23 protein-coding genes are annotated in these 26004 nt (G+C 62.6%); 18 read left to right on the top strand and 5 right to left on the bottom strand.

Annotated elements, in window-relative coordinates:
* Window positions 1–68: 68 nt before the first annotated feature.
* The 3 genes from JWP26_RS16770 to JWP26_RS16780 all read right to left on the bottom strand — a co-directional run bounded on the left by JWP26_RS16770 (window position 69) and on the right by JWP26_RS16780 (window position 2185).
* A complete protein-coding gene (locus tag JWP26_RS16770; protein WP_299730363.1) occupies window positions 69–449 on the bottom strand; it encodes a GFA family protein in 381 nt (126 codons plus the stop codon).
* 20 nt (window positions 450–469) lie between these two features.
* The gene (moaA, locus tag JWP26_RS16775) at window positions 470–1495 is read right to left on the bottom strand and encodes a GTP 3',8-cyclase MoaA (RefSeq protein WP_299730264.1); all 1026 of its coding nucleotides are present in this window, start codon (window positions 1493–1495) and stop codon (window positions 470–472) included.
* 96 nt (window positions 1496–1591) lie between these two features.
* Window positions 1592–2185, bottom strand: a complete 594-nt coding sequence (locus tag JWP26_RS16780) for a L,D-transpeptidase (protein WP_299730267.1) — start codon at window positions 2183–2185, stop codon at window positions 1592–1594.
* A 244-nt stretch (window positions 2186–2429) separates the two neighbouring features.
* Here JWP26_RS16780 and rpiA point away from each other — a divergent pair, with 244 nt between their 5' ends.
* From rpiA to JWP26_RS16805, 5 genes are all read left to right on the top strand, one after another.
* Complete coding sequence (gene rpiA / locus JWP26_RS16785; RefSeq protein ID WP_299730270.1) at window positions 2430–3128, top strand: ribose-5-phosphate isomerase RpiA; 699 nt, start codon at window positions 2430–2432, stop codon at window positions 3126–3128.
* 37 nt (window positions 3129–3165) lie between these two features.
* Window positions 3166–3678: a DUF2059 domain-containing protein gene (locus JWP26_RS16790; protein WP_299730273.1), complete on the top strand. Its 513-nt coding sequence runs from the start codon at window positions 3166–3168 to the stop codon at window positions 3676–3678.
* 100 nt (window positions 3679–3778) lie between these two features.
* On the top strand, window positions 3779–5152 hold the full coding sequence (gene gor / locus JWP26_RS16795) for a glutathione-disulfide reductase (RefSeq protein WP_299730276.1): 1374 nt from the start codon (window positions 3779–3781) through the stop codon (window positions 5150–5152).
* 90 nt (window positions 5153–5242) lie between these two features.
* The gene (locus JWP26_RS16800; protein ID WP_299730279.1) at window positions 5243–6619 is read left to right on the top strand and encodes a class II 3-deoxy-7-phosphoheptulonate synthase; all 1377 of its coding nucleotides are present in this window, start codon (window positions 5243–5245) and stop codon (window positions 6617–6619) included.
* Window positions 6620–6730: 111 nt separating this feature from the next.
* A complete protein-coding gene (locus JWP26_RS16805; protein ID WP_299730282.1) occupies window positions 6731–8644 on the top strand; it encodes a PAS domain-containing protein in 1914 nt (637 codons plus the stop codon).
* Here JWP26_RS16805 and JWP26_RS16810 read toward each other — a convergent pair.
* Window positions 8641–9066 carry a response regulator gene (locus tag JWP26_RS16810; protein ID WP_299730285.1) on the bottom strand — a complete coding sequence of 142 codons (426 nt, stop codon included), beginning with the start codon at window positions 9064–9066 and terminating at the stop codon, window positions 8641–8643. The genes JWP26_RS16805 and JWP26_RS16810 overlap by 4 nt on opposite strands.
* A 230-nt stretch (window positions 9067–9296) precedes the next feature.
* On the opposite strand from JWP26_RS16810, the gene JWP26_RS16815 reads away from it, so the two are divergent.
* From JWP26_RS16815 to gltX, 3 genes are all read left to right on the top strand, one after another.
* Window positions 9297–10334, top strand: a complete 1038-nt coding sequence (locus JWP26_RS16815; RefSeq protein ID WP_299730288.1) for a hypothetical protein — start codon at window positions 9297–9299, stop codon at window positions 10332–10334.
* Window positions 10335–10450: 116 nt separating this feature from the next.
* Entirely contained in the window at window positions 10451–12118 is a 1668-nt protein-coding gene (locus tag JWP26_RS16820) for an NAD+ synthase (RefSeq protein ID WP_299730291.1), read from the top strand.
* The gene (gene gltX / locus JWP26_RS16825) at window positions 12115–13440 is read left to right on the top strand and encodes a glutamate--tRNA ligase (protein WP_299730294.1); all 1326 of its coding nucleotides are present in this window, start codon (window positions 12115–12117) and stop codon (window positions 13438–13440) included. Before JWP26_RS16820 ends, gltX begins: the two co-directional genes overlap by 4 nt.
* Here gltX and JWP26_RS16830 read toward each other — a convergent pair.
* Window positions 13385–14542, bottom strand: a complete 1158-nt coding sequence (locus JWP26_RS16830) for a DUF2865 domain-containing protein (protein ID WP_299730297.1) — start codon at window positions 14540–14542, stop codon at window positions 13385–13387. The genes gltX and JWP26_RS16830 overlap by 56 nt on opposite strands.
* Before the next feature lie 135 nt (window positions 14543–14677).
* Here JWP26_RS16830 and JWP26_RS16835 point away from each other — a divergent pair, with 135 nt between their 5' ends.
* From JWP26_RS16835 to JWP26_RS16880, 10 genes are all read left to right on the top strand, one after another.
* Window positions 14678–15685 carry a fumarylacetoacetate hydrolase family protein gene (locus tag JWP26_RS16835; protein ID WP_299730300.1) on the top strand — a complete coding sequence of 336 codons (1008 nt, stop codon included), beginning with the start codon at window positions 14678–14680 and terminating at the stop codon, window positions 15683–15685.
* Between the two features lie 303 nt (window positions 15686–15988).
* On the top strand, window positions 15989–17407 hold the full coding sequence (cysS, locus tag JWP26_RS16840; protein ID WP_299730303.1) for a cysteine--tRNA ligase: 1419 nt from the start codon (window positions 15989–15991) through the stop codon (window positions 17405–17407).
* Window positions 17404–17784, top strand: coding sequence for a VOC family protein (locus JWP26_RS16845; protein WP_299730307.1), 381 nt, complete (start codon window positions 17404–17406; stop codon window positions 17782–17784). The genes cysS and JWP26_RS16845 overlap by 4 nt, the downstream gene beginning before the upstream one ends.
* Window positions 17785–17872: 88 nt before the next feature.
* Complete coding sequence (locus JWP26_RS16850; protein WP_367184160.1) at window positions 17873–18250, top strand: GFA family protein; 378 nt, start codon at window positions 17873–17875, stop codon at window positions 18248–18250.
* On the top strand, window positions 18247–19209 hold the full coding sequence (gene pip, locus JWP26_RS16855) for a prolyl aminopeptidase (protein WP_299730313.1): 963 nt from the start codon (window positions 18247–18249) through the stop codon (window positions 19207–19209). The genes JWP26_RS16850 and pip overlap by 4 nt, the downstream gene beginning before the upstream one ends.
* Window positions 19206–19703 carry a GFA family protein gene (locus tag JWP26_RS16860; RefSeq protein ID WP_299730315.1) on the top strand — a complete coding sequence of 166 codons (498 nt, stop codon included), beginning with the start codon at window positions 19206–19208 and terminating at the stop codon, window positions 19701–19703. The genes pip and JWP26_RS16860 overlap by 4 nt, the downstream gene beginning before the upstream one ends.
* A 6-nt stretch (window positions 19704–19709) precedes the next feature.
* A complete protein-coding gene (gene cimA, locus JWP26_RS16865) occupies window positions 19710–21326 on the top strand; it encodes a citramalate synthase (protein ID WP_299730317.1) in 1617 nt (538 codons plus the stop codon).
* 182 nt (window positions 21327–21508) lie between these two features.
* The gene (locus JWP26_RS16870; protein ID WP_299730319.1) at window positions 21509–23335 is read left to right on the top strand and encodes a LysM peptidoglycan-binding domain-containing protein; all 1827 of its coding nucleotides are present in this window, start codon (window positions 21509–21511) and stop codon (window positions 23333–23335) included.
* Window positions 23336–23440: 105 nt separating this feature from the next.
* Entirely contained in the window at window positions 23441–23761 is a 321-nt protein-coding gene (locus JWP26_RS16875) for a helix-turn-helix transcriptional regulator (RefSeq protein ID WP_299730321.1), read from the top strand.
* Window positions 23761–25659, top strand: coding sequence for an ABC transporter ATP-binding protein/permease (locus JWP26_RS16880; RefSeq protein ID WP_299730323.1), 1899 nt, complete (start codon window positions 23761–23763; stop codon window positions 25657–25659). The genes JWP26_RS16875 and JWP26_RS16880 overlap by 1 nt, the downstream gene beginning before the upstream one ends.
* The last annotated feature ends 345 nt before the right edge of the window (window positions 25660–26004 follow it).

Below are 26004 nucleotides of genomic sequence, written 5' to 3' on the forward strand. Positions count from 1 at the left end.
CGGCAGGATCGCTGGATTGCCCGGACAAGCTGGGCGATGACCGCAACCTAGGATACCGTACCTTGCCCCTACTGCAAATTCTGCGGCAGCCCATCCGTAATGTCGTAATAGTCGCCCTTGTCGGCCACGAAGATGTGGTAGGCGAGCTTGGTATTGGTTGGCGTATCGAACGCGCCCATCATGATGCCGATCCAATCCAGCGCCGGCGGATCGAAGAACAGCGACGAACCGCAGACCGAGCAAAATCCGCGCCGCACGTTCTCCGACGATTGAAACCAGGTCAACTTGTCTTCCCCGGCAACGGTAACAGCCGAGCGCGGTACGTCCGTCCCCGCTTCATAATGTCCCGTATGCTTGCGACACATCGAACAGTGGCAAGCATTTGGTGCGGGCAACTCGCCCTTGACCTCGAAACGCACGCCGCCGCACAGGCACGATCCTTTGTGCACGATTTCCGCAGTCAATTGGCCTAGCCCCCCGTCACCGACATATGCCGCCCCAGCGCCGGCTGCGGCCGCGCCCGGTCGATAACGAAATCATGCCCCTTGGGCTTGAGCAACATGGCGCGGTCCAGCGCCGCGTCGAGCCCGTCCATGCCCTCGTCACGCAGGGCATCGCGCAAATTGACCTGATCGTCCTGGCCCAGGCACATAAACAACTGCCCGGTCGCCGTCAGCCTCACCCGATTGCAGCTTTCGCAGAAGTTATGGCTCATCGGCGTGATGAAGCCGAGCACGCCACCGGTCTCGGCCACCCGCACATAGCGTGCCGGCCCGCCGGTGCGCTGATCGAGCTTTTCCAGAGTGTAGCGCTGCGCTAGCCGATCATGCAGTTCCTTCAGCGGCAGATAGCTATCGACCCGGTCGATCCCGACCTCGCCCAGCGGCATGCCCTCGATCAGCGTCAGGCCCATGCCGCGCCCATGCGCCCAGGCCATCATCGGCTCGATCTCGTCGTCGTTAACGCCGGCCATCGCCACCATGTTGATCTTGACCGCCAGGCCCGCCGCTTGCGCCGCGTCGATCCCCGCCATCACGTCTTCCATTCGACCGCGCCGGGTAATGGCCGCAAAACGCTCACTGTCCAGTGTGTCCAGCGAAACGTTCAGCCGACGCACCCCGGCGTCAGCAAGAAATCCAGCATGCTTGCTCAATTGGCTGCCATTGGTGGTGATGGTCAGCTCATCCAGCCCATGCCCGATATGGCGCCCCAGCGAGCGCACCAGATCGAGGATATCTTTTCGCACCAGCGGCTCACCGCCGGTCAGCCGGATCTTGTTGACCCCCCGCGCCACGAACGCCGTCGCGATAGTCTCGATTTCCTCAAATGACAGCACGTCCTTCTTGGGCAGGAAGGTCATGTTTTCCGCCATGCAATAGACACAGCGAAAATCGCACCGGTCCGTCACGGAAATGCGGAGGTAGGAAATATGCCGTCCATAGCGATCGACAAGCGGTCTGGTGGTCGGCGCAATACTGGCGGCGGAGAGGTTCATGGCCTAAATCTAGCCCTCGCCACGCAATTTTCAAAGCTATAAGCAATATAAAAAAAGCCAGCCCGCAGGCTGGCCTTTTCAATTATTCGGCACTGTCTAGTGGTGCACGACCACCAGGGCGCCAACCTTGACGCGATCATAGAGGTCGATCACGTCCTCATTGGTCAGGCGAATGCAGCCCGAGGAGACGGCCTGGCCGATCGACCAGGGTTCCGAAGTGCCGTGCAGGCGATAGAGCGTCGAGCCGATATACATGGCGCGGGCGCCAAGCGGATTGTCGGGACCACCAGGCATATATGCCGGCAAATCCGGAACGCGCTTGCGCATCTGCGCCGGCGGGGTCCAGCCCGGCCACTCGGCCTTGCGGCTCACGCGATGGGTGCCGGACCAGGTAAAGCCGTCACGGCCGACGCCGATGCCATAGCGCAGGGCGCGACCATCGCCGAGCACGAAATACAGGCGCCGCTCTGCTGTTTCGACGATGATCGAACCCGGAGCATAATTGCCCTCATAGGCGACTTCTTCGCGCGGAATGGCGCTACGGCCATGGCTGCGCTGGGCAACCACAGCAGGTTCTTCCCAGGTATTGGTATCGGCGTTGTAGACACGCGCCGCCATCGACGGCGTAACAAGAGCGAAGGATAGAAGTATCGACAGCGCGATCGCTATCGTGGATTTCAACTTGGACATTGCCGACTTTGCCTCTGACAGTTGAACAAGCCGCAACGATTCGGGCCGCTCAAGAATTTGTGTTGCATACGCGGTTCGATCAATAGCGGGAAGGGCAATGCCGTTTTTCCGCCACAGTCTGATCAGCTTCCCCAAATTGTGTTGCCGCCAAGTTACAATCTCCGTTCACTAATGCGTGATGCCAGGGTTGACACGGCCTTGACGCAACGCCATGACGGCCCGAAATGGCAGCGGGGATAAGTCGGTGAGCGAAGCACTGAAGCGGCAAGCGGCGGCAATGGCCCTCAATGATATCCGCTCCGGCATGCGTCTGGGGCTGGGGACCGGATCCACGGCCCGACACTTCGTTGACCTGCTGGGCGAAAAAGTCGCCGCGGGGTTTGAATGCCTCTGCGTCCCGACCTCCGAAGTCACCGCCGCCCAGGCGCGTTCCCTCAATATTCCGCTGACCGATCTCGATACGATCGACCGTCTGGACGTTACCGTTGATGGCGCCGACGAAATCGATCCCGGACTGAACCTGATCAAGGGCGCCGGCGGGGCATTGCTCCGCGAAAAGATCGTTGCCGCCTCCTCAGACATGATGATCGTCATCGCCGATGCCTCCAAGCTGGTCGAGACGCTCGGCCGTTTCCCACTCCCGATCGAGGTCAACCGCTTCGCGCTCGGCGCCACGAGGCGCTCGCTCGAGGTCGTTCTGGCCCAGCATGGCGCCGAGGGCGGCCTGCGACTGCGGCAGACGGCGGCGGGCGACAGCTTCGTTACCGATGGCGGGCACTTGATCCTGGATGCATTTTTTGGCCGCATTTCGCAGCCAGAAGCGCTGTCTCGCGCATTGCTGGACGTTCCGGGGGTGGTGCAGCACGGGCTGTTCCTCAACATGTGCAAAAAGGCTTATGTGGCAAAGGCGGATGGCGTAAGAACCATTCTGAGTGAACACTGATCCAGAGCATGGCTCTGGACAAATGGGGTATTGCAGGATGACGGGTGTTTTGACGCGCGCCAAGGCGCTGTTCGCAGTGGTGCTGAGCGCAACGATTATTGCGCTGGCGATGCCGGCGATCGCGCAGGAAGTGCCGCCCGAGCAGTTGGCGCTGGCGCGTAAATACGTAGACCTTACCGACAAGTCGGCGATCTATGAGACGACCCTGGTCGAAACTGCCGTTCAGACGATGAAGCAGATCGTTCAGCAAAATCCGGAGATTTCGGACCAGACCAACGATGCTATCTCCAAGGTGCTGGAAGAGTACAAGGGCCACAAGGGAGATCTGCTCGATCAGTTCGCCCGTGTCTATGCCATCCGCTTCTCGATGGAAGAACTGCAGCAGATCGTGGATTTCTATTCTTCGCCCACCGGCATGAAGCTGGCGCAGGGCAATTCCGAGATCAATACCGATTTGCAGCGCGTGATGCAGGTCTTCAGCGGCAATGTTAAGCAGGAATTCTTTGCCAAGGTGCGCTCCGAACTGCGCTCCAAGGGCGTCGCCATCTAGGCGCCTTACCAACGACGAGACCCCGGACCCCGCCTTGTGCGGGGTCTTTTTTTATGCGATGCGCCACACGATATAAGGCGTCCCCGCAGGAGTTCTCCCCATGAGTGATGGCTATGATTTGGTCGTGATCGGCGCCGGTTCCGGCGGCGTTCGCGCAGCACGCATGGCCGCAACCTATGGGGCGCGCGTTGCCATCGTCGAGGAATTCCGCGTTGGCGGCACCTGCGTTATCCGCGGTTGCGTGCCCAAGAAGCTCTATGTCTATGCGGCGCGTTTCGCCGAACTGTTCGACGTTGCGCAAAGCTTCGGCTGGCAGGTCGATGCCAAGTTCGATTGGCCAACCCTGGTGGCCAACAAGGAAAAAGAGATCACTCGGCTGGAGCAGGCCTACACGGCCAATCTGGAAAAGCCCGGCGTCGAGATCATTCGCGACCGCGCTGTCGTCACGGGCCCCAATTCGGTGCACCTGGTCAATGGCAAGCGCGACCTGCAGGCCAAGACCATCCTGATCGCCACGGGCGCGCATCCGTTCATTCCGGCGATCCCCGGGGCCGAGCTTGGCATCAGCTCCAATGAGGCGTTCGATCTGCCCGCATTGCCTCATTCGATCCTGATCGAGGGCGGCGGTTACATCGCGGTGGAATTCGCCACCATCTTTGCCGGGCTCGGCGTCGATACCACCGTCATCTACCGCGGCGACTGCATCTTGCGGGGGTTCGATGATGACATGCGCCGTGGGCTGGAAGCGGGATTGCAGGATCGTGGCATCAAGCTGATCTACCAGACCACCATCAAGTCGCTGGCCAAGGTTGGAGACGATATCGCCGCGACTTTCAGTGACGGCGTCGTCGCGCCCTACGGCGCCGTGATGTTCGCCACGGGCCGCGTGCCGAACGTCAAGCATCTGGGGCTAGAAACTGCGGGCGTTAAATTGACGCCGATGGGCGCCATCGCCGTCGATGGCTATTCGCAAAGCTCGTGCCCCTCGATTTACGCGGTAGGCGATGTGACTGGCCGGGCAGCGCTGACCCCAGTGGCGATCCGCGAGGGCTGGTACTTTGCCGAGACGGTGTTCAACAATAATCCCATGATGGTGGATCATTCGCAGATTCCCACCGCGGTATTCTCCGATCCCGAAATCGGCGTCATTGGCCTGACCGAACCCGAAGCCGCTACCCATGGCGATATCGACGTCTATGTCGCCCGCTTCCGCCCGATGATGAATACCCTCTCCACCAAGACCGAGCGCACCATTCTCAAGCTGATCGTTGGCGCCAGTGGTGGCAAGGTGCTGGGCGTGCACATCCTGGGGCCGGGGGCCGCCGAGATGATCCAACTCGTCGCTATCCCGATCGGCATGGGCGCCACCAAGGCCGATTTCGATCGCGCCATGGCGCTGCATCCCACCGCCGCCGAGGAGCTGGTGACCTTCAAGGCGCCGACCTACACCTATCGCAATGGGGCCAAAGTCTAGGCCGGATTGCCCTTGGCATGGGCGTCCGGCCTTGATAGACCGCCCGCACTGGCCCGCGGGCCACTTTGAACGGCGTAAGCGAGGCGTAAGATGAGCAACTGGACCCCGGCAAGCTGGCGCGACAAGCCCATTTCGCAGGTCCCGGCCTATCCGGATCTCGCGGCGCTGCAGGAGGCCGAACGCCAGCTCTCGACCTTCCCGCCGCTGGTGTTTGCTGGCGAGGCCCGCGATCTCAAGACCCGGCTGGCGGCGGTGTCGCGCGGCGAGGCGTTCCTGCTGCAGGGCGGGGACTGCGCCGAGAGCTTTGCTGAGCACGGCGCCGATCACATCCGCGACTTCTTCCGCGTCTTCCTGCAAATGGCGGTGGTGCTGACCCACGGGGCGTCCAAGCCCGTAGTCAAGGTCGGTCGCGTCGCCGGCCAATTCGCCAAGCCGCGCTCGTCCGATACCGAAATCATCGACGGCGTCGAGCTGCCGAGCTATCGCGGCGACATCATCAATGCCATCGAGTTCAACGAGAAGGCCCGCGTGCCCGATCCCGATCGCATGCTGCAGGCCTATCGCCAGTCGGCTGCCACGCTCAACCTGCTGCGCGCCTTTGCCTATGGCGGCTATGCCGAACTGACCCGCATCCACGAATGGACCGTCGGGTTCATGAAGGATTCCAACTGGAACACGCGCTACGAGGAAGTGGCGCGCAAGATCGACGACGCCATCACCTTCATGGCGGCTCTCGGCCTCAACCCCGACAATACCCCGGCTTTGCGCCAGACCAGCTTCTTCACCAGCCACGAAGCCCTTTTGCTCGGCTATGAAGAGGCGCTGACCCGCCGCGACAGCATCACCAACGACTGGTACGCCACCTCCGGCCACATGATCTGGATCGGCGACCGCACCCGCCAGCCCGACGCTGCCCACGTCGAATATTTCGCCGGCATCAAGAACCCTATCGGCATCAAGTGCGGTCCGTCCTTGGGCAGCGACGACCTGCTGCGGCTGCTCGACCGGCTCAACCCACAAGACGAGGCCGGTCGCATCACCCTGATCGCTCGCTTCGGCTCCGACAAGATCAACGAGCATCTGCCGCGCCTGATCGAGACCGTGCAGAAGGCCGGCCGCACCGTGGTTTGGTGCTCCGATCCGATGCACGGCAACACCATCAAGGCATCGAACGGCTATAAGACGCGCCCATTCGATCGGGTGCTGTCTGAGGTTGGCTCGTTCTTCGAGATCCACCGCCAGCTCGGCACCTATGCTGGCGGCGTACATATCGAAATGACCGGCGATGACGTCACCGAATGCGTTGGCGGCATGTCGGCGGTCACTGAGGCCTCGCTGTCGGACCGCTACCACACCTATTGCGACCCGCGCCTCAATGCCAGCCAGGCGTTGGAACTGGCCTTCCTCGTCGCCGAGGAAGTGGGGCACCAGCAGCCGGTTCGCCCGCGCCTGGCCGCGGGCGAATAAAGCCTGCACGCCATCGAACTCTCCGCCGGGCCGCGCGTTGCCTCAACGGTGTGGCTCTCATTGATGTGATGTCCTGCCCACTTTCTTGCGTGTGAGGCCCCGAGTCCATCAATGCCGAAATCGCTGTTCCCCAAGGCCTCCCCCGATACTCGCGCCCGGCTTGAGCAAAGCCAGACGCTCAAGCTGGTCAATGACTTCGACTGGACCGCGACCCCGCTCGGCCCCATTCCAGAATGGCCCGATAGCCTCAAGGGGGCCGTCCGCGTCATCATGGTGGCCTCCAGCCCCATGGTCATTCTCGCCGGTTACGAGGGCATCCTGATCTACAATGACGCCTATGCGGAATTCGCCGGCACCAGGCACCCCAGCGTCTTCGGCATGCCTGCCGAGGCCGCCTGGCCTGAAATTGCGGAGTTCAATCGGGAAAAGATCGAGATGGGCATGCGCGGCCAATCGATGACGCTGCGGAACGAGGAGATGGTGCTGGCGCGCCACGGTCAACCCGAAAGCAGCTGGCTCGACCTGCATTACAGCCCGATCCTGGGCGACGACGGCATGCCCATCGGTACCCTCTGCGTGGTGCAGGATTCCACCGACGGCGTGCTCGCCGAGCGCGCTTTGGCCCGCAGCGAGGAGCGGTTGTCGCTGGCGCTGGGTGGCTCCAACATCGTGGGCACCTGGGATTGGGACGTGCTGAACAATGTGGTGACTGCGGACGACCGCTTTGCGCTGATGTTCGGCATCGATCCCCTGCGCGCCGGCCTCGGCGTCGAGATCGAGCAGTTTGTCGGTGCCATACATCCCGACGATCAGCCGCGTGTCACCGAAGAGATCAGTACGGCGCTGGCTACTGGCGCCGATTATCACTCCGAATATCGCCTGCGCGGCGCTGACGATGTTATCCGCTATGTCGTCGCTTCCGGCCGTCCGCGGCTGGATGCCGAGGGCAGGGCGGTGCGGTTCCCCGGCGTGGTAGTCGACATCACCGACCAGCGCCGTATCGGCGAAGCCCTGGCCGAGAGCGAGCTACGGTTCCGCACGCTGGCCGACACCATGCCGCAAATGGTGTGGTCGACCCTGCCGGATGGTTTTCACGACTATTACAACGCGCGCTGGTACGAATTTACCGGCGTCCCAGCGGGTTCGACCGATGGCGAAGGCTGGAACGGCATGTTCCATCCCGATGATCAGCCGCGCGCCTGGACAGCCTGGAACCACTCCCTGACTACCGGCGAGCCCTACCAGATTGAATATCGCCTACGCCACCATTCCGGTGAGTATCGCTGGACACTGGGCCTCGCCTTGCCGATCCGCGATAGCGCAGGGACCATCGTGCGCTGGTTCGGCACCTGCACCGATATCCACGCCACCAAGCTTGCTGCCGAGGAGCGCGAGCTCGTGGCCCAGGAACTCAGCCACCGCATCAAGAACATCTTCGCCGTGCTGACCGGCATCATCGCCCTGTCGGCGCGCAGCCAGCCCGAAATCAAGCCCTTTGCCGATCAGCTGCGTCAACGGATATTTGCACTGGCCGAAGCCCATGATTTCGTCCGGCCGCATAGTCAGGAGTCTCAGCCCGGTGAAAGCCAGACTTCGCTGCGGGCCCTGATCGGGCGATTGCTGACGCCCTATGACCAGGACGAGCAACCGCGCTTCGAATTCCTGGGCGACGATGCAGAGATCGACGAGGGCGCGGCGACGCCCCTGGCCTTGCTGGTCCATGAACTGGCGACCAATGCCTCCAAATACGGTGCGCTATCGACGCCGGAAGGTCGTGTCGTGCTGACCGGCACACGCAACGAGGATCGCTATCATCTGTCCTGGAAAGAAATCGGCGGCCCGGCCATTGCCGCGGGTGATTTGCCGGAAGGGTTTGGCTCGCGCGTTATCTCGCTGAGCGTCGAGGGGCAGTTGCGGGGCCGGCTCGAACGGATTTGGGAGGCGGATGGGCTGCGCGTCGAGGCCGATTTGCCCCTCCAAGCGCTACGCCGCCCGGCCAAACTGCAGAGCGGCCAAGTGGGCTAGGCCCCCGCGACTACAGACCCGTTCCCGCCGAACAACTGCAGCCGGCGCGGCGGATGGCCATCACCGTCGCGGCGATGTGTAACGACGAAATCCAATGCCTGCTTGAGTTCGCGATCCGTAACCGGCTTTGGCAACACGCCCAGGGTACCGGGTATGCCGTCGCCGAGTTGCGCCGGATTGGCCGTCATAAACAGCACTGTCACGCCATGCGTCTGCGCCAGGATGCGTCCGATGGCAATGCCGGTGGGGCCATCTTGCAGATTGAGGTCGACGAGGGCGATGTCCGTATCAGGCGCCAGGCTCAAGGCGGTGCGCCGATCCGCCGCGATGCCGACCGGCTCGTGCCCGAGCTCAGCGATCACCTGCTCGATCTCGGCGGCGACAAAAATCTCGTCTTCAACCACGAGTATTCTATAGCTCATAGCCCTCTACCTTCAGTGGGTCTTCGCCGTGCGGCAAAGGGCAAACTCGTCACTATCCGATCAGTTGCCTCATGGCAGCCATTCAACGAGTTTTACACAACTTCCTGATCGGCTTCGGCCCGCAGAACCCCTGTAACGTCCTGATATCGCGCGTTTAGCGGAACATTAACCCTAATGGTCCATAAATTTTACTCTAGGCCGGGAAGGCTAATTGTACGGGAGTTTTCATCATGCCCCGCTCGCTGAGTTGCTTATGCGCGATCGCTGCATTGGGTGTCGTCACGCCATCGCTGGCGGCCGATTATAACGATTACCCCGATCTGCGGCCTGCCTATCCTGATAGCTGGGAAAACAGCGCCGACAACCCGCTGCATTTCGAAGCGGGCGTGCGCTATTGGTATTCGATCGGCCAGATGAATCTCTCGGTCGGCCCGAATTCGGAAACCATCGATTCCAAGACGCATTCGGGCGAGGCTTTCGTGCGCATCGACGACGATAGCACCAGCACCTTCGTCGAGGCCACCGCAGGCTACGGTGTTGCCCATGAAGGAACCTATTCGACCAATGGTGGCCCCGAGTTCTCCATGCCGGCCGCGCGGCTTGGCTATGTCGGCGCCGATTTTGGCTGGTTGCCGTTTGGCGATCCCAAAGCCGGCGTAGGCTTGGGTGCGGTCGTCGGCTACCAGTACACCAATGACAGCCCTGATACTGGCCGCGCCAACTTTACCACCGCGGAATCGGCCTCCGATATCAGCTGGTCGCCGACCACCGGCGCCTGGAGCGTCGGTGGCGACAGCGAGATCAATACTTTCGAAATTCACGAAGCCAAGATCGGCGTGGCCGGGCGAGCCGATATGGGCGCGTTCGACCTGACCGGTGAGGCGACTGTAACGCCCTATGCTTGGGTGAGCGGCACCTATGGTGGGTATGACGCAGGCGGGGCAGGGGCATTTGGCGGCGGGCCGAATACAACGACGGCGCTGCAGGCCTCTGCTGCCTCGATCAACGGTTATGCCTATGGCGTCGGCGGCAAGCTGCTGGTTGGCTTCCATCCTACGGACAATTTGACACTGAGGCTCGGTGGCCGAGCCACCTATCTGCAGGGCGCATATGACGCGACCTATGACCGGGTGGTGATCGATGGCCCCACCGGCGGCGCTGCTCCCTATACGGCTCCCACTTTGGCCAAGCAGACCTTCATCAGCGACAACAACCCGTTCTCGATGTTCCGTTACGGCGCCCTGGTCGAACTCTCCGGCCGCTTCTAGCGCCCATCAGCCATGCCGTTGTCCGCTTGCCCTTGTCGGGGTGAGCGGATAAGTCTTGCGCGCATTCGGGCAAGCCCCGACATGCGGCAATTCCAATAGCCAACGGGCTTTCCAAATTGACAGACCGCCTCCGCATTGCGCTCGCGCAGCTCAATCCCAAGGTCGGCGCGCTCGCCGCTAATCTGGACCTCGCCCGCAAGGCCTTGGCCGATGCCGAAGCGGCCGGCGCCGATATCGTGATGTTTTCCGAGCTGTTCCTGACCGGCTATTTTCCCGACGACCTGCTGTTCAAGCCGCAATTCGTCGCCGATGCGATTGCCGCCGCCCACGAACTGGTCGCCGCCACCGCGGGCTTGTCCGTGGCGCTGATCCTGCCCACCATCTGGCAGGACAAGACCGGCTTGCACAACGCCGTCATCGTCGCCGACAATGGCGTCATCACCGCCACGCGCCTCAAGCGCGAACTGGTCAATGACGATATCTTCTACGAGAAGCGCTATTTCGTCGCCGGTCCTCTCCCGGACCCGGTGCTGATCAAGGGTGTGCCGATCGGCATCCCGATCTGCGAAGACATCTGGCACACCAGCGTGTGCGAACATCTCGCCATGCGAGGCGCGGAAATCATGCTGTGTCCCAATGGCTCGCCCTACTGGACCGACAAGCAGCATGTGCGCAAAAATCTCGTCCGCGCCCGCGTCGCCGAGGATGACGTGCCGATGCTGTATCTCAACCAAGTCGGCGGGCAGGACGAACTGGTGTTCGACGGCGCCTCCTTTGGCATGGAGCCGGGCAACAAGCTGGTGTTCCAGGGCAAGTCGTTCCAGACTGACTTCATCGTTACCGACTGGGTGGCAGGCGAGAACGGCTGGACTTGCGCTCAGGGAGAGGTCATCGAGCTGACCAGCACCGACGAAGCGCCATGGCTCGCCTGCGTGCTGGGGCTGCGCGACTATGTGCACAAGAACGGTTTCAAGCAGGTCGTGCTCGGCCTGTCCGGCGGCATCGACAGCGCCGTTGTTGCCGCCATGGCCGTCGATGCTTTCGGAGCGGATAACGTCCACTGCATCATGCTGCCCTATCGCTATACCTCGGAGGCTAGCCTGACCGACGCCAAGGACTGCGCCCAGCGCCTCGGCGTGCGCTATGACGTCGTCGCCATCGGCGATCCGGTCGACGATGCGCTGCATGAACTGGCCCCCATTTTCGGCAACCGTCCCGTCGACCTTGCCGAGGAGAACATTCAGTCGCGCATGCGCGGCGTGGTGCTGATGGCGGTGTCCAACAAGCTAGGCTCCATGCTGCTGACCACCGGCAACAAATCTGAGATGGCCGTGGGTTATGCCACCATCTATGGCGACATGAACGGCGGCTACAACCCGCTCAAGGACATGTTCAAGATGGAGGTCTATCGCCTGGCCGCATGGCGCAATAGCCATCGGCCCGGCGACTGCCTTGGTCCGACCGGCGAGGTCATCCCGCAGCCGATCATCGAGAAGGCGCCGAGCGCCGAATTGCGGCCGGACCAGAAGGACCAGGACAGCCTGCCGCCCTATCCGGTCCTCGACGCGATCCTCTACTCCATGGTCGAAGAGGAACTGTCGATCGGCCAGATCGTCGCCAAGGGTTTTGATCTGGCGCTGGTGCAGCGCATCGAGAAGCTGGTCAATATCGCCGAATACAAGCGTCGCCAGTCGGCGCCTGGACCAAAGCTGACGCGCAAGGCTTTCGGTCTCGGCCGCAAATATCCAATCACCAACGGCTACCGGGACGTAACCAAGGGATGACGATTGTCCGCTACGCTCCATCGCCGACCGGCCGCATCCATCTCGGTAACGCCCGCCCGGCGCTGCTGAACTGGTTCTTTGCCCGCGCCCAGGGTGGCCAGTATGTGCTGCGCATGGACGATACGGATCTCGCCCGCTCGACCCGCGAATCCGCCGACGGCATCGAAGTCGACCTAGCCTGGCTCGGCATCACCCCGTCTCTGTTGGTGCGTCAATCCGAACGTACGGCGCTCTATGACGCGGCGGTGGCTAAGCTCAAGGCTTCCGGCCGGCTATATCCCGCCTACGAAACCGAGGACGAACTCGACCGCCGCCGCAAACGCGCCCGGGCCCTCGGTAAACCGCCAATCTATGACCGCGCCGCACTCAAGCTGACCGATGCGGACCGCGTCAGACTGGAAGCCGAAGGTCGCAAACCGCATTGGCGCTTCAAGCTCGACGGCAAGCCGGTGCATTTCGACGACCTGATCAAGGGCCCGCAGACGGTCAATACCGCCTCGATGTCCGATCCGGTGCTGGTGCGCGGCGACGGTAGCTATCTTTACACGCTGCCCTCCGTGGTGGACGATATCGACCTTGCCGTCACCCACGTGATCCGTGGAGAAGACCATGTGTCCAATACCGGCACCCAGATCGAGATTTTCGAGGCGCTCGGCGGCGCCGTGCCGCAGTTTGCGCACCATAATCTATTGACCGATGCCGAAGGGCAGGGGTTCTCCAAGCGCCTTGGCTCGCTCTCGATCAGCGATCTGCGCGACCAGGGGTACGAGTCCATCGCCGTCGCCATCATGGCCACCCTGACGGGTACCGCGCTGCCGATCGAGACCTATGCCTCGCTCGATGAGATCGCGCAGAAGCTTGCCTTCTCGGCGATTTCCCATGGTCCCGCGCGCTTCGATCCCGCCGAACTCGATAGCCTCAACGCCCGCATCCTGCATGCGATGAGCTACGAGACCGCCCAGCCACGATTGGCCAAGCTCGGCGTCGAAGGCGAAGACCTGTGGCTGCTGCTGCGCAACAATCTCGCCAAGTTCGATGACGTCGTCGAATGGGCCAAACTGATCACCGGCCCGGTCGCCTCAGCGATAGCCGACGAGGATCGCGAATTCATCGCCACCGCTCGCGAACTGCTGCCCGCCGAGCCATGGTCGCTCGACACTTGGGGGCAGTGGACCGATACGCTCAAGACCGCGACCGGCCGCAAGGGCAAGACCCTGTTCCTGCCGCTCCGTATGGCGCTGACCGGCCGGCACGATGGGCCCGAGCTTAAGAGCCTGCTCCCGCTGGTTGGGCGTAAGGCGTGTCTGGACCGACTACTCTGACCACCTTGTCGCCAAACTGCACCAGCCGCATTTCGCTATCGGCGTTCTGAACCACAGCCTTGACCGCGGGCGCTTCGCCGGGACCGGGCGGACGCGGCCGAGGTAGGGGAATATCCAGCATAGCCACCGTTGCGGCCGGAACCGGCACCTCGGCTGGGGTCGCTGTCTTGACCGGCATTGGCCGCCGTGGATCGCGCATCGGCAGCGGAAAATCGGCATCCCCCACAGCCACGATACTGCGCGTTTCTCCGTCTGGCGCATCCACGCTGGTGATCGACCCGCCCGCCGGCTTGGTAGTGCATGTGCTCGTGGTATCGATCGCCTCGCGATACGCAAAGGCGCTGGGCAGGGCTGTATAGGGCGCGCCCGCCATATTGCGCATCTGCTCGGTGTCCTGCCCAGGATTGTCATAGTAATAGAGGTCGACCGGCGTGTTGGGACACTGCGAATGACACATGGCCGAGTCATTGGGCAGGTATTCCTGCAGGGTCGAGTAACTGATCGGCCAGAAATAGCCGTCGGTTATGCGCACACAGACGGTGCGCACCGTGGAGCCACCGGAGCCCCAATAGCCCCCGTCCTCCATCATCTGCCCATCGCTGAAATCGCCTTCGGTGGTGCTGCCGAAAATGCGGTCGAACACGCCTTGGCGGTCGGTGGTCATGGTGGCGCTGGAGCCCTGATCGGCGCCGCAACCAAAGCGCGCCAGTTCCTGCAGGATGCCTTCGCGCTGCTGGGCGACCGCATTGGCGGTATTGACCGATTGGTTCACATTGGCCGCCTGCTCGCGCAGCCGCAGCACATCACGACCCATCTGCTGGCACTGGCGCGATAGCACGCGGCCGGCCTTGGCGTCAGCATTACAGCCATTGCGAATGTAGGAGCTTTCTGCGTCCTGCACCTGCTGTTGCAATCCACGCGCATTGCCCGAATTGCTCTGCATGTTCTGGAAATCGCTATTACGATCGAACTGGCGCAGCGTCGCCTGCAGCCGCGAGCAACTGGAGGATTGCGCATAGGCGTCGTTGGCGTCCAGTCCGACGCAAATCATGGCGACCAGCAGGGCCGCCAGGGCCCGCCAGCCATTTCGAGCGATCGTCACCATCAATTCCCGTCTGTTCGCCGCAAAGCCAACTCGCCTTAAAGGAGGGGCGAGTCACTATGCAACAGTATAGTCCCCGCGGCGCTGTCGTGATAGCACCGCTCCTGTCACACCCCCGCGACGAGGCTTGGCCGCATGAAATTTGCAACACTTCGCAATGGCCGCCCCGATGGCCAACTCGTCGTGGTTTCGACCGATCTGCAGCGCTACGTCTCGGCCGGACGCATTGCACCGACCCTGCAAGCGGTGCTGGATGACTGGGATTCGCTGACCCCGGCGCTGGCCGCCTTGGGCGCCCAACTCGATGCCGGCGCCATTGCCGGCCAGCCATTTGACCCCGCCTTGGCCATGGCGCCGCTGCCGCGCGCCTATCAGTGGATCGACGGCGCCGGCTATATGGGCCATCTCGAACGCGTTCGCTCGCTGCAGGGTAGCATCGACGCCGAACTGCAATCGACCCGGCCGCTGCTCTATCAGGGCGGCTCGGACTCGCTCTCGGGACCGACCGATCCCATCATCATTCCCGAGGATGGACTGGCGCTGGATTTCGAGGCCGAGGTCGCGGTGATCCTCGGCCGCGTGCCGATGCGCGCCACCCGCGAGCAGGCCGCCGCAGCCATTCGCCTGATCACGATTTGCAACGACGTTTCGCTGCGCCGGCTGGTCGCCGACGACCTGCAGAATGGTTTTGGCTTTTTCCACGCTAAGCCCTCGACCAGCTTCTCGCCCGTCGTCGTCACGCCCGATGCCTTGATCGGCACCTGGCGCGACAACCGCCTGCACCTGCCGGTGCGGATCACCGTCAATGACGCGCTCTATGGCCAGCCCAATGCAGGGGTCGATGTGCATTTCGATTTCCCCGCATTGATCGCCGAAGCGGCCCGCACCCGCACGCTGGCGGCGGGCACCATTATCGGCTCGGGCACCATCGCCAACCATCACGACGAAAGCCTGCCGATCAAGCGCGACGGCATCGGCTTCGGCTGCATCGCCGAGGCGCGCACCGTCGAAAAAATCAAGTACGGCAAGGCGCGGACGCCGTTTCTCAAGCCTGGCGATATCGTGCGCATCGGCGCCGTGGGGGCGGATGGCCAGACAGTGTTCGGTGACATCGAGCAGCGCGTCAGCCTGCTATCGCGCTGATTGTTCGATAACATTGCTGTGTGCAGGGTTGGGGCGTCACATCCGCTATGCAACTCTATTTTCGTATCGCCTCCAAAGCGATTGGGCGACACGTGAGTGCCGCCCTTTTTTGCTTTCCGATTTGCGCTTGATTTTTGTCGACCCTCCGGCCAAGTTGGCGGCATGAGGACCCTTCGCGTTAACCCCATTAACGGCTGCATTATTACCTGCTAACCACTCGTTGGCGGCGCGGTCTTCTTCATGCAAATTTCCTGACCCAAGAAGAGCGCACTGCCTGCTTATCCGCATGGCCAGGACGCTCATATGACCTCGGGAATTCCGCAGCTTTCGCTCTACAATACCCTGACCCGCAAGAAGGAAGCCTTCGTTCCCATCGATGCGGGCAATGTGCGCGTGTATGCGTGCGGGCCGACGGTTTATGACTTCGCCCATATCGGCAATGGCCGCATGGCCATCGTCTTCGACCTGCTGTTCCGGCTTTTGCGACAGGTCTACGGGGCGGACCATGTCACCTATGTGCGCAACATCACCGACGTCGATGACAAGATCAACGCTCGTGCCGCGCGCGATTTTCCGGGCCTCGATCTGAACGAAGCGATCCGCAAGGTCACCGAAAAGACCGCCGCGCAGTACCAGTCGGATGTGACGGCTTTGGGCTGCCTGGAGCCGACCGTTCAGCCGCGTGCCACCGACAATATCGAGGGCATGCAGTCGCTGATCACGGCGCTGATCTCGCGAAGTCACGCCTATGAGGCCAATGGCGAAGTGCTGTTCGAGGTTGGCTCCATGCCCGATTATGGCAAGCTCTCTGGCCGCAATCCCGAGGACAATCTGGCCGGCGCTCGCGTCGCCGTCGATGCGCACAAGAAGAACCCGGCCGATTTCGTGTTGTGGAAACAATCCAGCGCCGACGAACCGGGCTGGGACAGCCCCTGGGGCCGTGGCCGCCCCGGATGGCATATCGAATGCTCGGCGATGAGCGAGCGCTATCTCGGGCAGCTCTTCGACATCCACGGTGGCGGGCTCGACCTGATTTTCCCGCATCATGAAAACGAAATCGCCCAATCCCGCTGCGCCCACGGCACCCATGCCATGGCCAATGTGTGGATGCACAATGGCTTCCTCCAGGTCGAGGGGGAGAAGATGAGCAAGAGCGTGGGGAACTTCTTCACCATCGCCCAATTGCTGGAGACGGAGGATTTCGGCGGCCGCAAATGGGCCGGTGAAGTACTGCGACTGGCCATGTTGATGACGCATTACCGCGAGCCGATCGACTTCACAGTGCGACGGCTGGAGGAGGCGGAAGGCAAGCTGCGGAGTTGGCAGCAAGCGGCCGTCGGCTACTCCGATGCGGACCATGAGCCGGACGCTTCGGTGATGGCAGAACTAGCCGATGATCTGAGCTTTCATCGCGCCTCGGTGGCGCTGGACGTCATCGCCCGGAAGGCCGGTCGTGACGGTGGCGAGCAGGCCAGGAATTGCCTCGCGGCGACCTTGGCCTTTCTGGGATTCAGTTCGGACTCGCTGCTAGCCGTGGACGATAGCGCCGATACAGCCGGCATCCATGCCGCCATCGCCGAGCGCCTCGCCGCCTTCGCCAACAAGGACTTCGCCACCGCCGACCGCATTCGCGCCGAACTTGCCGAGCAGGGCATTGCCCTGATGGACTCCAAGGACCCGCAGACGGGTGAACGCCGCACCAAATGGGAGATCAAGCGATGAGCATTTTCGATCACATGGGATACGCCGTTGGCGACTTCGCCAAGTCCGCCGCGTTTTATGACGCGGCCCTCGGACCGCTCGGCATCAAGCGCGCCGCCGAGTTCGAATATCCCGGCGGCCAGATCATCGGCTATGGCGCCGAGCGTCCCGAATTCTGGGTCAATTCCGGCCAGGCACTCAAGGACCGTGTTCACATCGCCTTCGCGGCCCCAACCCGCACGGCCGTCGACGCCTTCCACAAAGCCGGCCTCGCCGCCGGTGGCAGCGACAATGGCGGGCCGGGCATCCGCGAACAATACAGCCCCAACTATTATGCGGCCTTCGTCATCGATCCCGACGGCCACAATATCGAAGCCGTCTGCCATGCCGCCGAATAGACCGGCCGATCTCACAGGCGGGTGCCAATGCGGCGCTGTCCGCTTCCTCGCGCGCTTGCTGGGTCGGGGATCGATCTGCCATTGCCGCATGTGCCAGAAGGCATTCGGCGGGTTTTTCGGCCCGCTGATCACCGCTCACGATGCTAAGTGGACCCGGGGTGAGCCGAAGTGGTTCCAGAGTTCCAATGCCGCTCGCCGCGCTTTCTGCGGCGAGTGCGGCACGCCTTTGGCGTATGAAACCCGCTTCGGGTTGGAACTGGCGATCGGCGCGTTCGACGATCCCGAACTGGCGGCGCCCAGTATCCAGGTGAACCTAGCCGACAAGCTCCCGTTTTTTGATGGGCTGACCAGTCTGCCGGTGCGCAGTGACGACGGCGAATGGCGCGACTTCCTCGCCGGTATCCACTCCAACCAGCATCCCGACCACGATACCGACGACTGGCCGCCCAGGGGAGATGCCACTTGAGCCATTTGCGCACCTATTATCCCGAGATCGAACCCTATGCCTCCGGTCATCTCGACGTCGGCAATGGCCATATGGTCTATTGGGAACGTGTCGGTACGCCCGGTGCGAAACCGGCCGTGTTCCTGCATGGTGGCCCAGGCGGCGGCTTGAGCCCGAACCAGCGGCGAGTGTTTGATCCGGCGCGCTATGATGTTCTCCTGTTCGACCAGCGCGGTTGCGGCAAGTCCACGCCGCATGCCTCGCTGGAGCATAATACGACCTGGGATCTGGTCGGGGATATCGAGAAGCTGCGCGCCATGGTGGGCGTCGAGCAATGGCTGGTGTTCGGCGGCTCATGGGGCTCGACGCTGGCGCTGGCCTATGCGCAGACCCACCCCGATCGCACCAGCGAACTGGTGCTGCGCGGCATCTTCACCCTGCGCCGGGCCGAGCTGCTCTGGTACTATCAGGAAGGCGCTTCCAACATATTCCCCGACAAGTGGGAGGCCTTCCTCGCCGCCATCCCCGAGGCGGAACGTCACGACATGATCGCCGCCTATCGCCGCCGGCTGGTGGGCGATGACGAGGCCGAACAGCTCGCCGCCGCCAAGGCCTGGGCCACTTGGGAAGGTGAAACGCTCACGCTGCTGCCCGATCCGTCGGTAAGCACCGCGTTCTATGACGGCCATTTTGCGCTGGCGTTCGCGCGCATCGAGAACCACTATTTCGTCCATGCCGGCTGGATGGATGAGGGGCAGTTGATCCGCAATGCCGGTCTGCTGCGCGATATTCCCGCCGTCATCGTGCAGGGCCGTTATGACATGGCGACCCCGCCTGTCACCGCGTGGGACCTGCACCGGGCCTGGCCCGAGGCCGAATTCCATTGGGTTGAGGACGCCGGGCATGCGTTGAGCCAGCCCGGCATCCTGCACGAGCTGATCCTGGCCACCGACCGCTTTGCCGGAGGGGAGTTCATATGAGCGAAGACTACCGTTTTCAGCAATATTCGGGCGGCTGCCAGTGTGGCGCCGTGCGCTTTCACGCCACCGAGCTGCGCGACAATCCGCATGTCTGCTACTGCCGCATGTGCCAGAAAGCGGTAGGCAATCTGTTTGCCGCGCTGGTCGGGGTTCGCCATGAGCACCTGACCTGGACGAGGGGCGAGCCAGCCGAGTTTATGAGCTCGGATTTGGCAGCACGCGGGTTTTGTCGAGATTGCGGCACGCCGCTCTATTACCGCGGCATCGGCGGAGAACACCTCTCCATGTCCATCGCCGCCTTCGATGAGCCACACGCCGTTCCTGTGCTCTATCAGTTCGGGATCGAGGGTAAGCATCCGTCGCTGATCCAGCTCAACAAGATCGAGGAATTGGGCACCACCGAGAGCGCAATGCCCAACGAGGTTGGACCCATCCGCTCGACCAATCACCAGCATCCCGACCACGATACGGCCACCTGGCCGCAGCCGAACTAGAGTATCATGACCAAAGACCGCCTCTATATCTTCGACACCACGCTTCGCGACGGGGCCCAGACGGCCGGCATCGAGTTCTCGCTGGAGGACAAGATTTCCATCGTCACGCTGCTCGAGCAGATTGGTGTCGACTATATCGAGGGCGGCTATCCCGGCGCCAACCCGATCGATACCGAGTTTTTCAGCCAACAACGGACGAGCCGCGCCACCTTCACCGCGTTCGGCATGACCAAGCGGGTAGGGCGCTCGGCTGCTAACGACCCAGGCGTGCAGGGGATTCTTAACTCCAGAGCGGACGCCGCCTGCTTTGTCGCCAAGACTTGGGACCATCAGGTGGCAACGGCGCTGGAAATCTCGTTGGAGGACAACCTCGCCAATCTGCAGGAGACCGTCCTTGCCAGCGTTGCCGCCGGCAAGGAGACGCTGATTGATTGCGAACATTTCTTTGATGGCTTCAAGGCCAATCCGGATTATGCGCTGGCCTGCGTGAAGACCGCGATCGAGGCGGGCGCCCGCTGGGTCGTGTTGTGCGATACCAATGGCGGCACCATGCCCTCCGAGGTGGCGGCGATTGTTGGCCAGGTGCTGGCCGTTGCGCCGGGCAGCAAGCTGGGCATTCATGCCCATGACGATACCGGCCAGGCTGTCGCCAATACGCTGGCCGCAGTGCAGGCCGGGGTGCGGCAAATCCAGGGGACGCTGAACGGGATCGGGGAACGCTGCGGCAATGCCAACCTCGTGACGTTGATCCCGACTCTAGTGCTGAAGCCGGCTTTCGCGGATAAGTTGGAGACCGGTATCGATGCGGCCCGGCTGGCCCGGATCACCCAGATTTCCCGCGCCTTCGATGACCGGCTCAATCGCGCCCCGGCGCGGCAGGCGCCCTATGTCGGCGCCTCGGCCTTTGCCACCAAGGCTGGCATCCACGCCTCGGCCCTGGCCAAGGACTTTTCCAGCTATGAGCATGTGCCGCCCGAGAGCGTCGGAAATGAGCGCGCCATCATGGTCAGCCAGCAAGCCGGCAAGTCCAACCTGCTGACGGCTTTGGCGCGCCACGACATCGTGTTGGCCAAGGACGATCCGCGCCTCGAATCACTGCTGGCGACGGTCAAGGAGCGCGAGGCGATCGGCTATTCCTATGATGGCGCCGATGCTTCCTTCGCCGTGCTGGCGCGGCGGGTGCTGGGCACACTGCCCGATTTTTTCCAGGTGGAAAGCTATCGGGCCAGCGTCGAGTTGCGCCACAATGCCCGGGGCGAGGAAGCGATCGTCACCGAAGCGGTGGTCAAAATCCGCGTCGAGGACGAGCTGCTGATGTCAGTGGCCGAAGGCAATGGCCCCGTCAATGCTTTGGATTTGGCGCTGCGCAAAGATCTCGGCAAGTATTCGCGCGATATCGAAGATTTGGAGCTGGTTGATTTCAAGGTTCGTATTCTGGACGGCGGCACGGGCGCGGTCACCCGTGTATTGGTCGAAAGCCGCGATGGTACGGGGGAACGCTGGTATACGATCGGCGTTTCGCCCAACATCATTGATGCGTCCTTTGAGGCACTGTATGAATCGATTACATATAAACTGTTGAAGGCCGCGGCGGCACAGGCCACAACAGGAACACCTGTTTAATCGGCGAGGATACGGATGACGTATCCGAGCTTATCGTCCTGGAGGACAAACTGGCCGACACCGCACCGAAACAACCTCTCGCTCTGACACTCGGAGCAGCCGCGGTCACTCTCCTGGTCATTATCGGCGTGCTTGCCGGTCCTTCTGTTGTCAACTGCTTCAACAGCAGTGATGGCATGGGCATGTGCCTGCGGGGCAAGATGGTCGATGTCGGCATTCTGCCGACGCCGGCCGTTGCCATCGCCGAGACTGCGCCGGCTACTCCCGTGCCTGAGACGGCTGCGGTGGCCGAGCCTGAAGTGGCTATCGCGGCACCAGGGCTCGACGTGACGCCTCCGGCCCCGGCCCCCAAGACTGCACCCGATACACTGATCGCTGCGACCTTCGGGCTGCTGCGGGCGGAACCGGACGGCTCGGTGGTCATCGCCGGCAGCGGCACGCCGGGCAGCGAAGTCGAGGTCTATTCCAACGATCAATTGCTGGGCAAGGCCAAGGTTGAATCCAGCGGCGACTGGGTTTTGGTCCCCGATGCACCAATCCCGCCGGGCGGTACCGAGCTGACGCTGGCCGAGGCCGGCAAGCAAGGCCGCGCCGCAGAGTCCTTCGTCGTCGTCGTCAATGACGACAAGAAGACCGAGCCTCTCGTGGTCGCCAGCACGCCGGGTGCCGCCAGCGATATCCTGCAAGGCCTGAAGCGCCCAGCCCCTGGCACGACGACTGCGGTTGCGGCCGCCGAACCAACAGCGCCAACGCCGTCCGTCGATACGGCTATCGCAGCAGCGCCGGATGCTGCGACACCGGCCACCGCCGCTGCGGACACCACGACGCCAACTGAGCCCGTTACGGCGGAAGCTGTGCCGGCAACTGCTGCAGCTACTGAGGCAACCGACCAGGCGGCTGCGGCCGCCGAGCCTACAGCCCCGACCGCCGATGTCGCTGCGACAACGCCAAGCTCCGAGACTCCCGCAACCGCGGCCCCTGTTACAGCCGCCACGCCTGACCTTGCCATCGCGGCGGTTGATCCGACCGTGCCTGCCAAGCCCGTTCCCGATGTCGCTGTGAGCGGCGTATCGCCGACGATAGACGCCATCGAGATCGAGGGCGACAAGTCGTTCTTCGCGGGCGGCGGGCTGGAGGGCGCCGTGATGCGGCTCTATGTCGACGGTAAGTATATTGCCGACGCCACTGTCGCCGATGGCCGCTGGTTGATCGAGGCCGGCAAGGTTTTGATCAAGCCGACCCAACGCATCCGCGTCGACATGCTCAAAGCCGGGACTGCCGACGTGACGGCACGCGCCGAAGTCGATTTCCAGGTCGAGCTGCCAGCCGATAAGCCGACCGCAATCGCGGCCGCCGAACCGGCCAAGCCGACTGTGGTTGTACCAGAAGAAACTGCTCCTGCGTCTGACCTTGCCGAAATTGCCACTCCCTCCACCACACCCACCGCCGACGACAAGGCCGCGCCGACCGAGCTTGCAGCAAATACTGTAGCGCCGTCGGCAACGTCCGAGGATAAGTCTGGCCAGAGCAGTGCGGCGCCGCCAGCGGTCGTTGCCGACGTCAAACCGGCAGAACAGCCGGCTGCAGCGATCGACAATGCGGTCAAACCAGAAGCCGCGGCGACCGCTCCCGTCGAGACTGCCACTGCCGAGACGACGACGCCAACTGTGCCCGCCGAGGCGAGCGAGCCTGCGGTTGCTGCCAGCGAGCCCGCCGTAACGCAGGCTGCGCCCCACCTGCAGACTGCCGAAGCCAAGCCGGCCGTGCCGGTTGCCGAAGGCGACGTGCCCACCATGGTGGCGGTTGCGGTCGGCGATCCCGAGACGGCGCGTTTTGCTTCCGGCAAGGCGATCATTCGCCGGGGCGATAATCTGTGGACCATTGCCCGTCGTGTCTATGGCGCCGGCATCAAGTACACGACGATCTACGAGGCCAATAACGGCCAGATCCGCAATCCGAACCGGATTTATCCCGGCCAGGTCTTCGATCTGCCCGACAACGCCAACTAGCATTTTTGGTGGCGGGCGGCGCCTTCGGGCGCCGTCCGCACCCGTTTGACCTTGCGTCCGGCGGTGCCTTCTTCTATCGTAAAACACCGATCAAAGAAGTGTGCCATGCGCGACGACGACATTGCTTCCATCATGCGGGCGCTGGGCCATCCGGTCCGCCTCAATATCCTGCGCATCCTGGCCACCCAGCAGCAGGGGCAGTGCTGCTGCGCCGATGTCACCGAATCCCTGCCGCTGGCCCAGTCCACCGTCTCCCAGCACATCAAGGTGCTGCTCGATGCCGGGCTGATCGTGCGCCAGCCGCGCGGTACCCGCAATTGCTACATCGTCCAGCATGATCGGCTGCAAGCCCTTGGCGCTGCCTATTCCGGCCTGCTGCATGGCCTGACGGCGACCGACACGGTCCTGGAAGCGGAACCAGCTTAATGGCTATCGACCAGAGCAGGGATAAGAAACCGTCGGTGAGCGCGGACGAAGGTTCGTTGCTGGATACGGTCAAGAACCTTTGGCCCTATATGTGGCCGGAAGGCCGGCCCGACCTCAAGCTGCGGGTGATCCTGGCGATCGGCGCGTTGCTGGTCTCCAAGGTCGCAACGACGCTCATTCCGTTCGCCTATAAGGGCATTATCGACGGTCTCGACGGCACCGCACCCGACAACGCGCTGGTCATGGGCGTAGCCGTGCCGGTGGTGCTGCTGGTGGCCTATGTGCTCGGCAACGTCATCGATGCCGGCTTCCAGCAATTGCGCGATGTGCTGTTCGCCAGCGTTGGCCAGCATGCCGTGCGCAAACTGGCGCTGCAGACCTTCCATCACATGCACCGCCTCTCGCTGCGCTTCCATCTGGCGCGGCGCACCGGCGGGCTGAGCCGGGTTATCGAGCGCGGCACCAAGGGCATCGAAACCATCGTGCGGTTCACGATGCTCAATATTGCACCGACGATTGTCGAGTTCATCATCACGGCGGTGATCTTCATCACCATGTTCGGCGTCACCTATCTGGGTGTGCTGATCGTGACGATCTGGCTGTATCTGCATTTCACCATCAAGGCCTCGAACTGGCGCATCGGCATTCGCCGCGACATGAACGCCAGCGATACCGACGCTAATTCCAAGGCCATCGACAGCCTGCTGAACTTCGAGACGGTGAAGTATTTCGCCAACGAGAAGATGGAAGCCGAGCGCTTCGACAAGGCCATGGCCGGTTACGAGCGGTCGGCGATCCGCATCTGGACCTCGCTGGGTTTCCTGAACTTCGGCCAGGCGGTGATCTTTTATGCCGGTTTCCTGATCATCGGCGTGATGGCCGTTCTCGGCGTGCTCAGCAAGACGCTGACGCTGGGCGACTTCGTGCTGCTCAACACTTTTTTGATGCAGATTTATCGGCCGCTCAACTTCATCGGCTTCGTCTATCGCGAACTGCGTCAGGGCCTGACCGATATCGAGGAGATGTTCAAGCTGCTCGACCAGAAGCCCGAGATTACCGACAAGACGGGCGCCAAGCCGCTGGCGGTCACGGGACCCGTCATCCGCTTTGACAACGTGCATTTCCACTATGACCCGGATCGGCCGATCCTCAAGGGCGTCAGCTTCGAAGTGCCGGCCGGCAAGACCGTCGCCATCGTGGGGCCGACCGGGGCCGGCAAGTCGACGATTTCGCGGCTGCTCTATCGGTTTTACGATGTGACCGAAGGCTCGATCACCATCGACGGGCAGGACCTGCGCGACATCACCCAGGAAAGCCTGCGCGCCGCCATCGGCATGGTGCCGCAGGATACGGTGCTGTTCAATGATAGCATCGGCTACAACATCGAATATGGCCGCCCCGGCGCCACGCCTGAAGAGATGCGCAATGCTGCCGCCATGGCCCAGGTCGGGCCGTTCATCGAGACGCTGCCCAAGGGCTATGACACCCCGGTTGGCGAACGCGGCCTCAAGCTGTCGGGCGGCGAGAAGCAGCGCGTGGCGATTGCCCGCACGATCCTCAAGGCGCCGGCGATCCTGATCCTGGATGAGGCGACCTCGGCGCTCGATACCAAGACCGAGCGCGATATCCAGTCGGCCCTCGATATCGTCTCGGCCAATCGGACGACCGTGGTCATCGCGCACCGGCTGTCGACCGTCATCAATGCCGATGAAATCCTGGTGCTGCGCGACGGTCTGGTGGCCGAACGCGGCAACCACATCGTGCTGCTGCAGAAGGCCGGCCTCTACGCCCAGATGTGGGATCGCCAGCGCGAGGCCACCGAGGCCGAGGAGCAATTGCTGCGCACGGCCAACGACCCCGATGGTTTCGTCAAGCGCGGGCTGCCGGCGGCGGAGTAGGGGCGCCCCGCGCGGCAACTTTCGGGCGGTCGCGTGCCATCGGCCATGGGATGATGTTCTCCTCTGATCGGTTTCTCCGCAGGCGGGACGTGTCAAAGCGCCATGCGGCTGGGCTGCCCACGGTTTTGCGAAGACTGCGGCATGCGGCGAGACGTGCCTCATGGGTTTGGTAGTAAGCGAGACACGTCTCGCCGCATGCGATGGGTTTTCTGGCCGCTCGAACGTGGCCTCCACTGTTTCAGGAGACGAACGTCGCGCTGGCCCAGGGATCGCGCGACCGCATTCCCCTCCCACCAAACTCCCCACGGCCGTTCGTCGCGAACCCGCAGCCATTGTGGAGATATC

The organism is Devosia sp., from assembly GCF_028290435.1.
Lineage (GTDB): Bacteria > Pseudomonadota > Alphaproteobacteria > Rhizobiales > Devosiaceae > Devosia.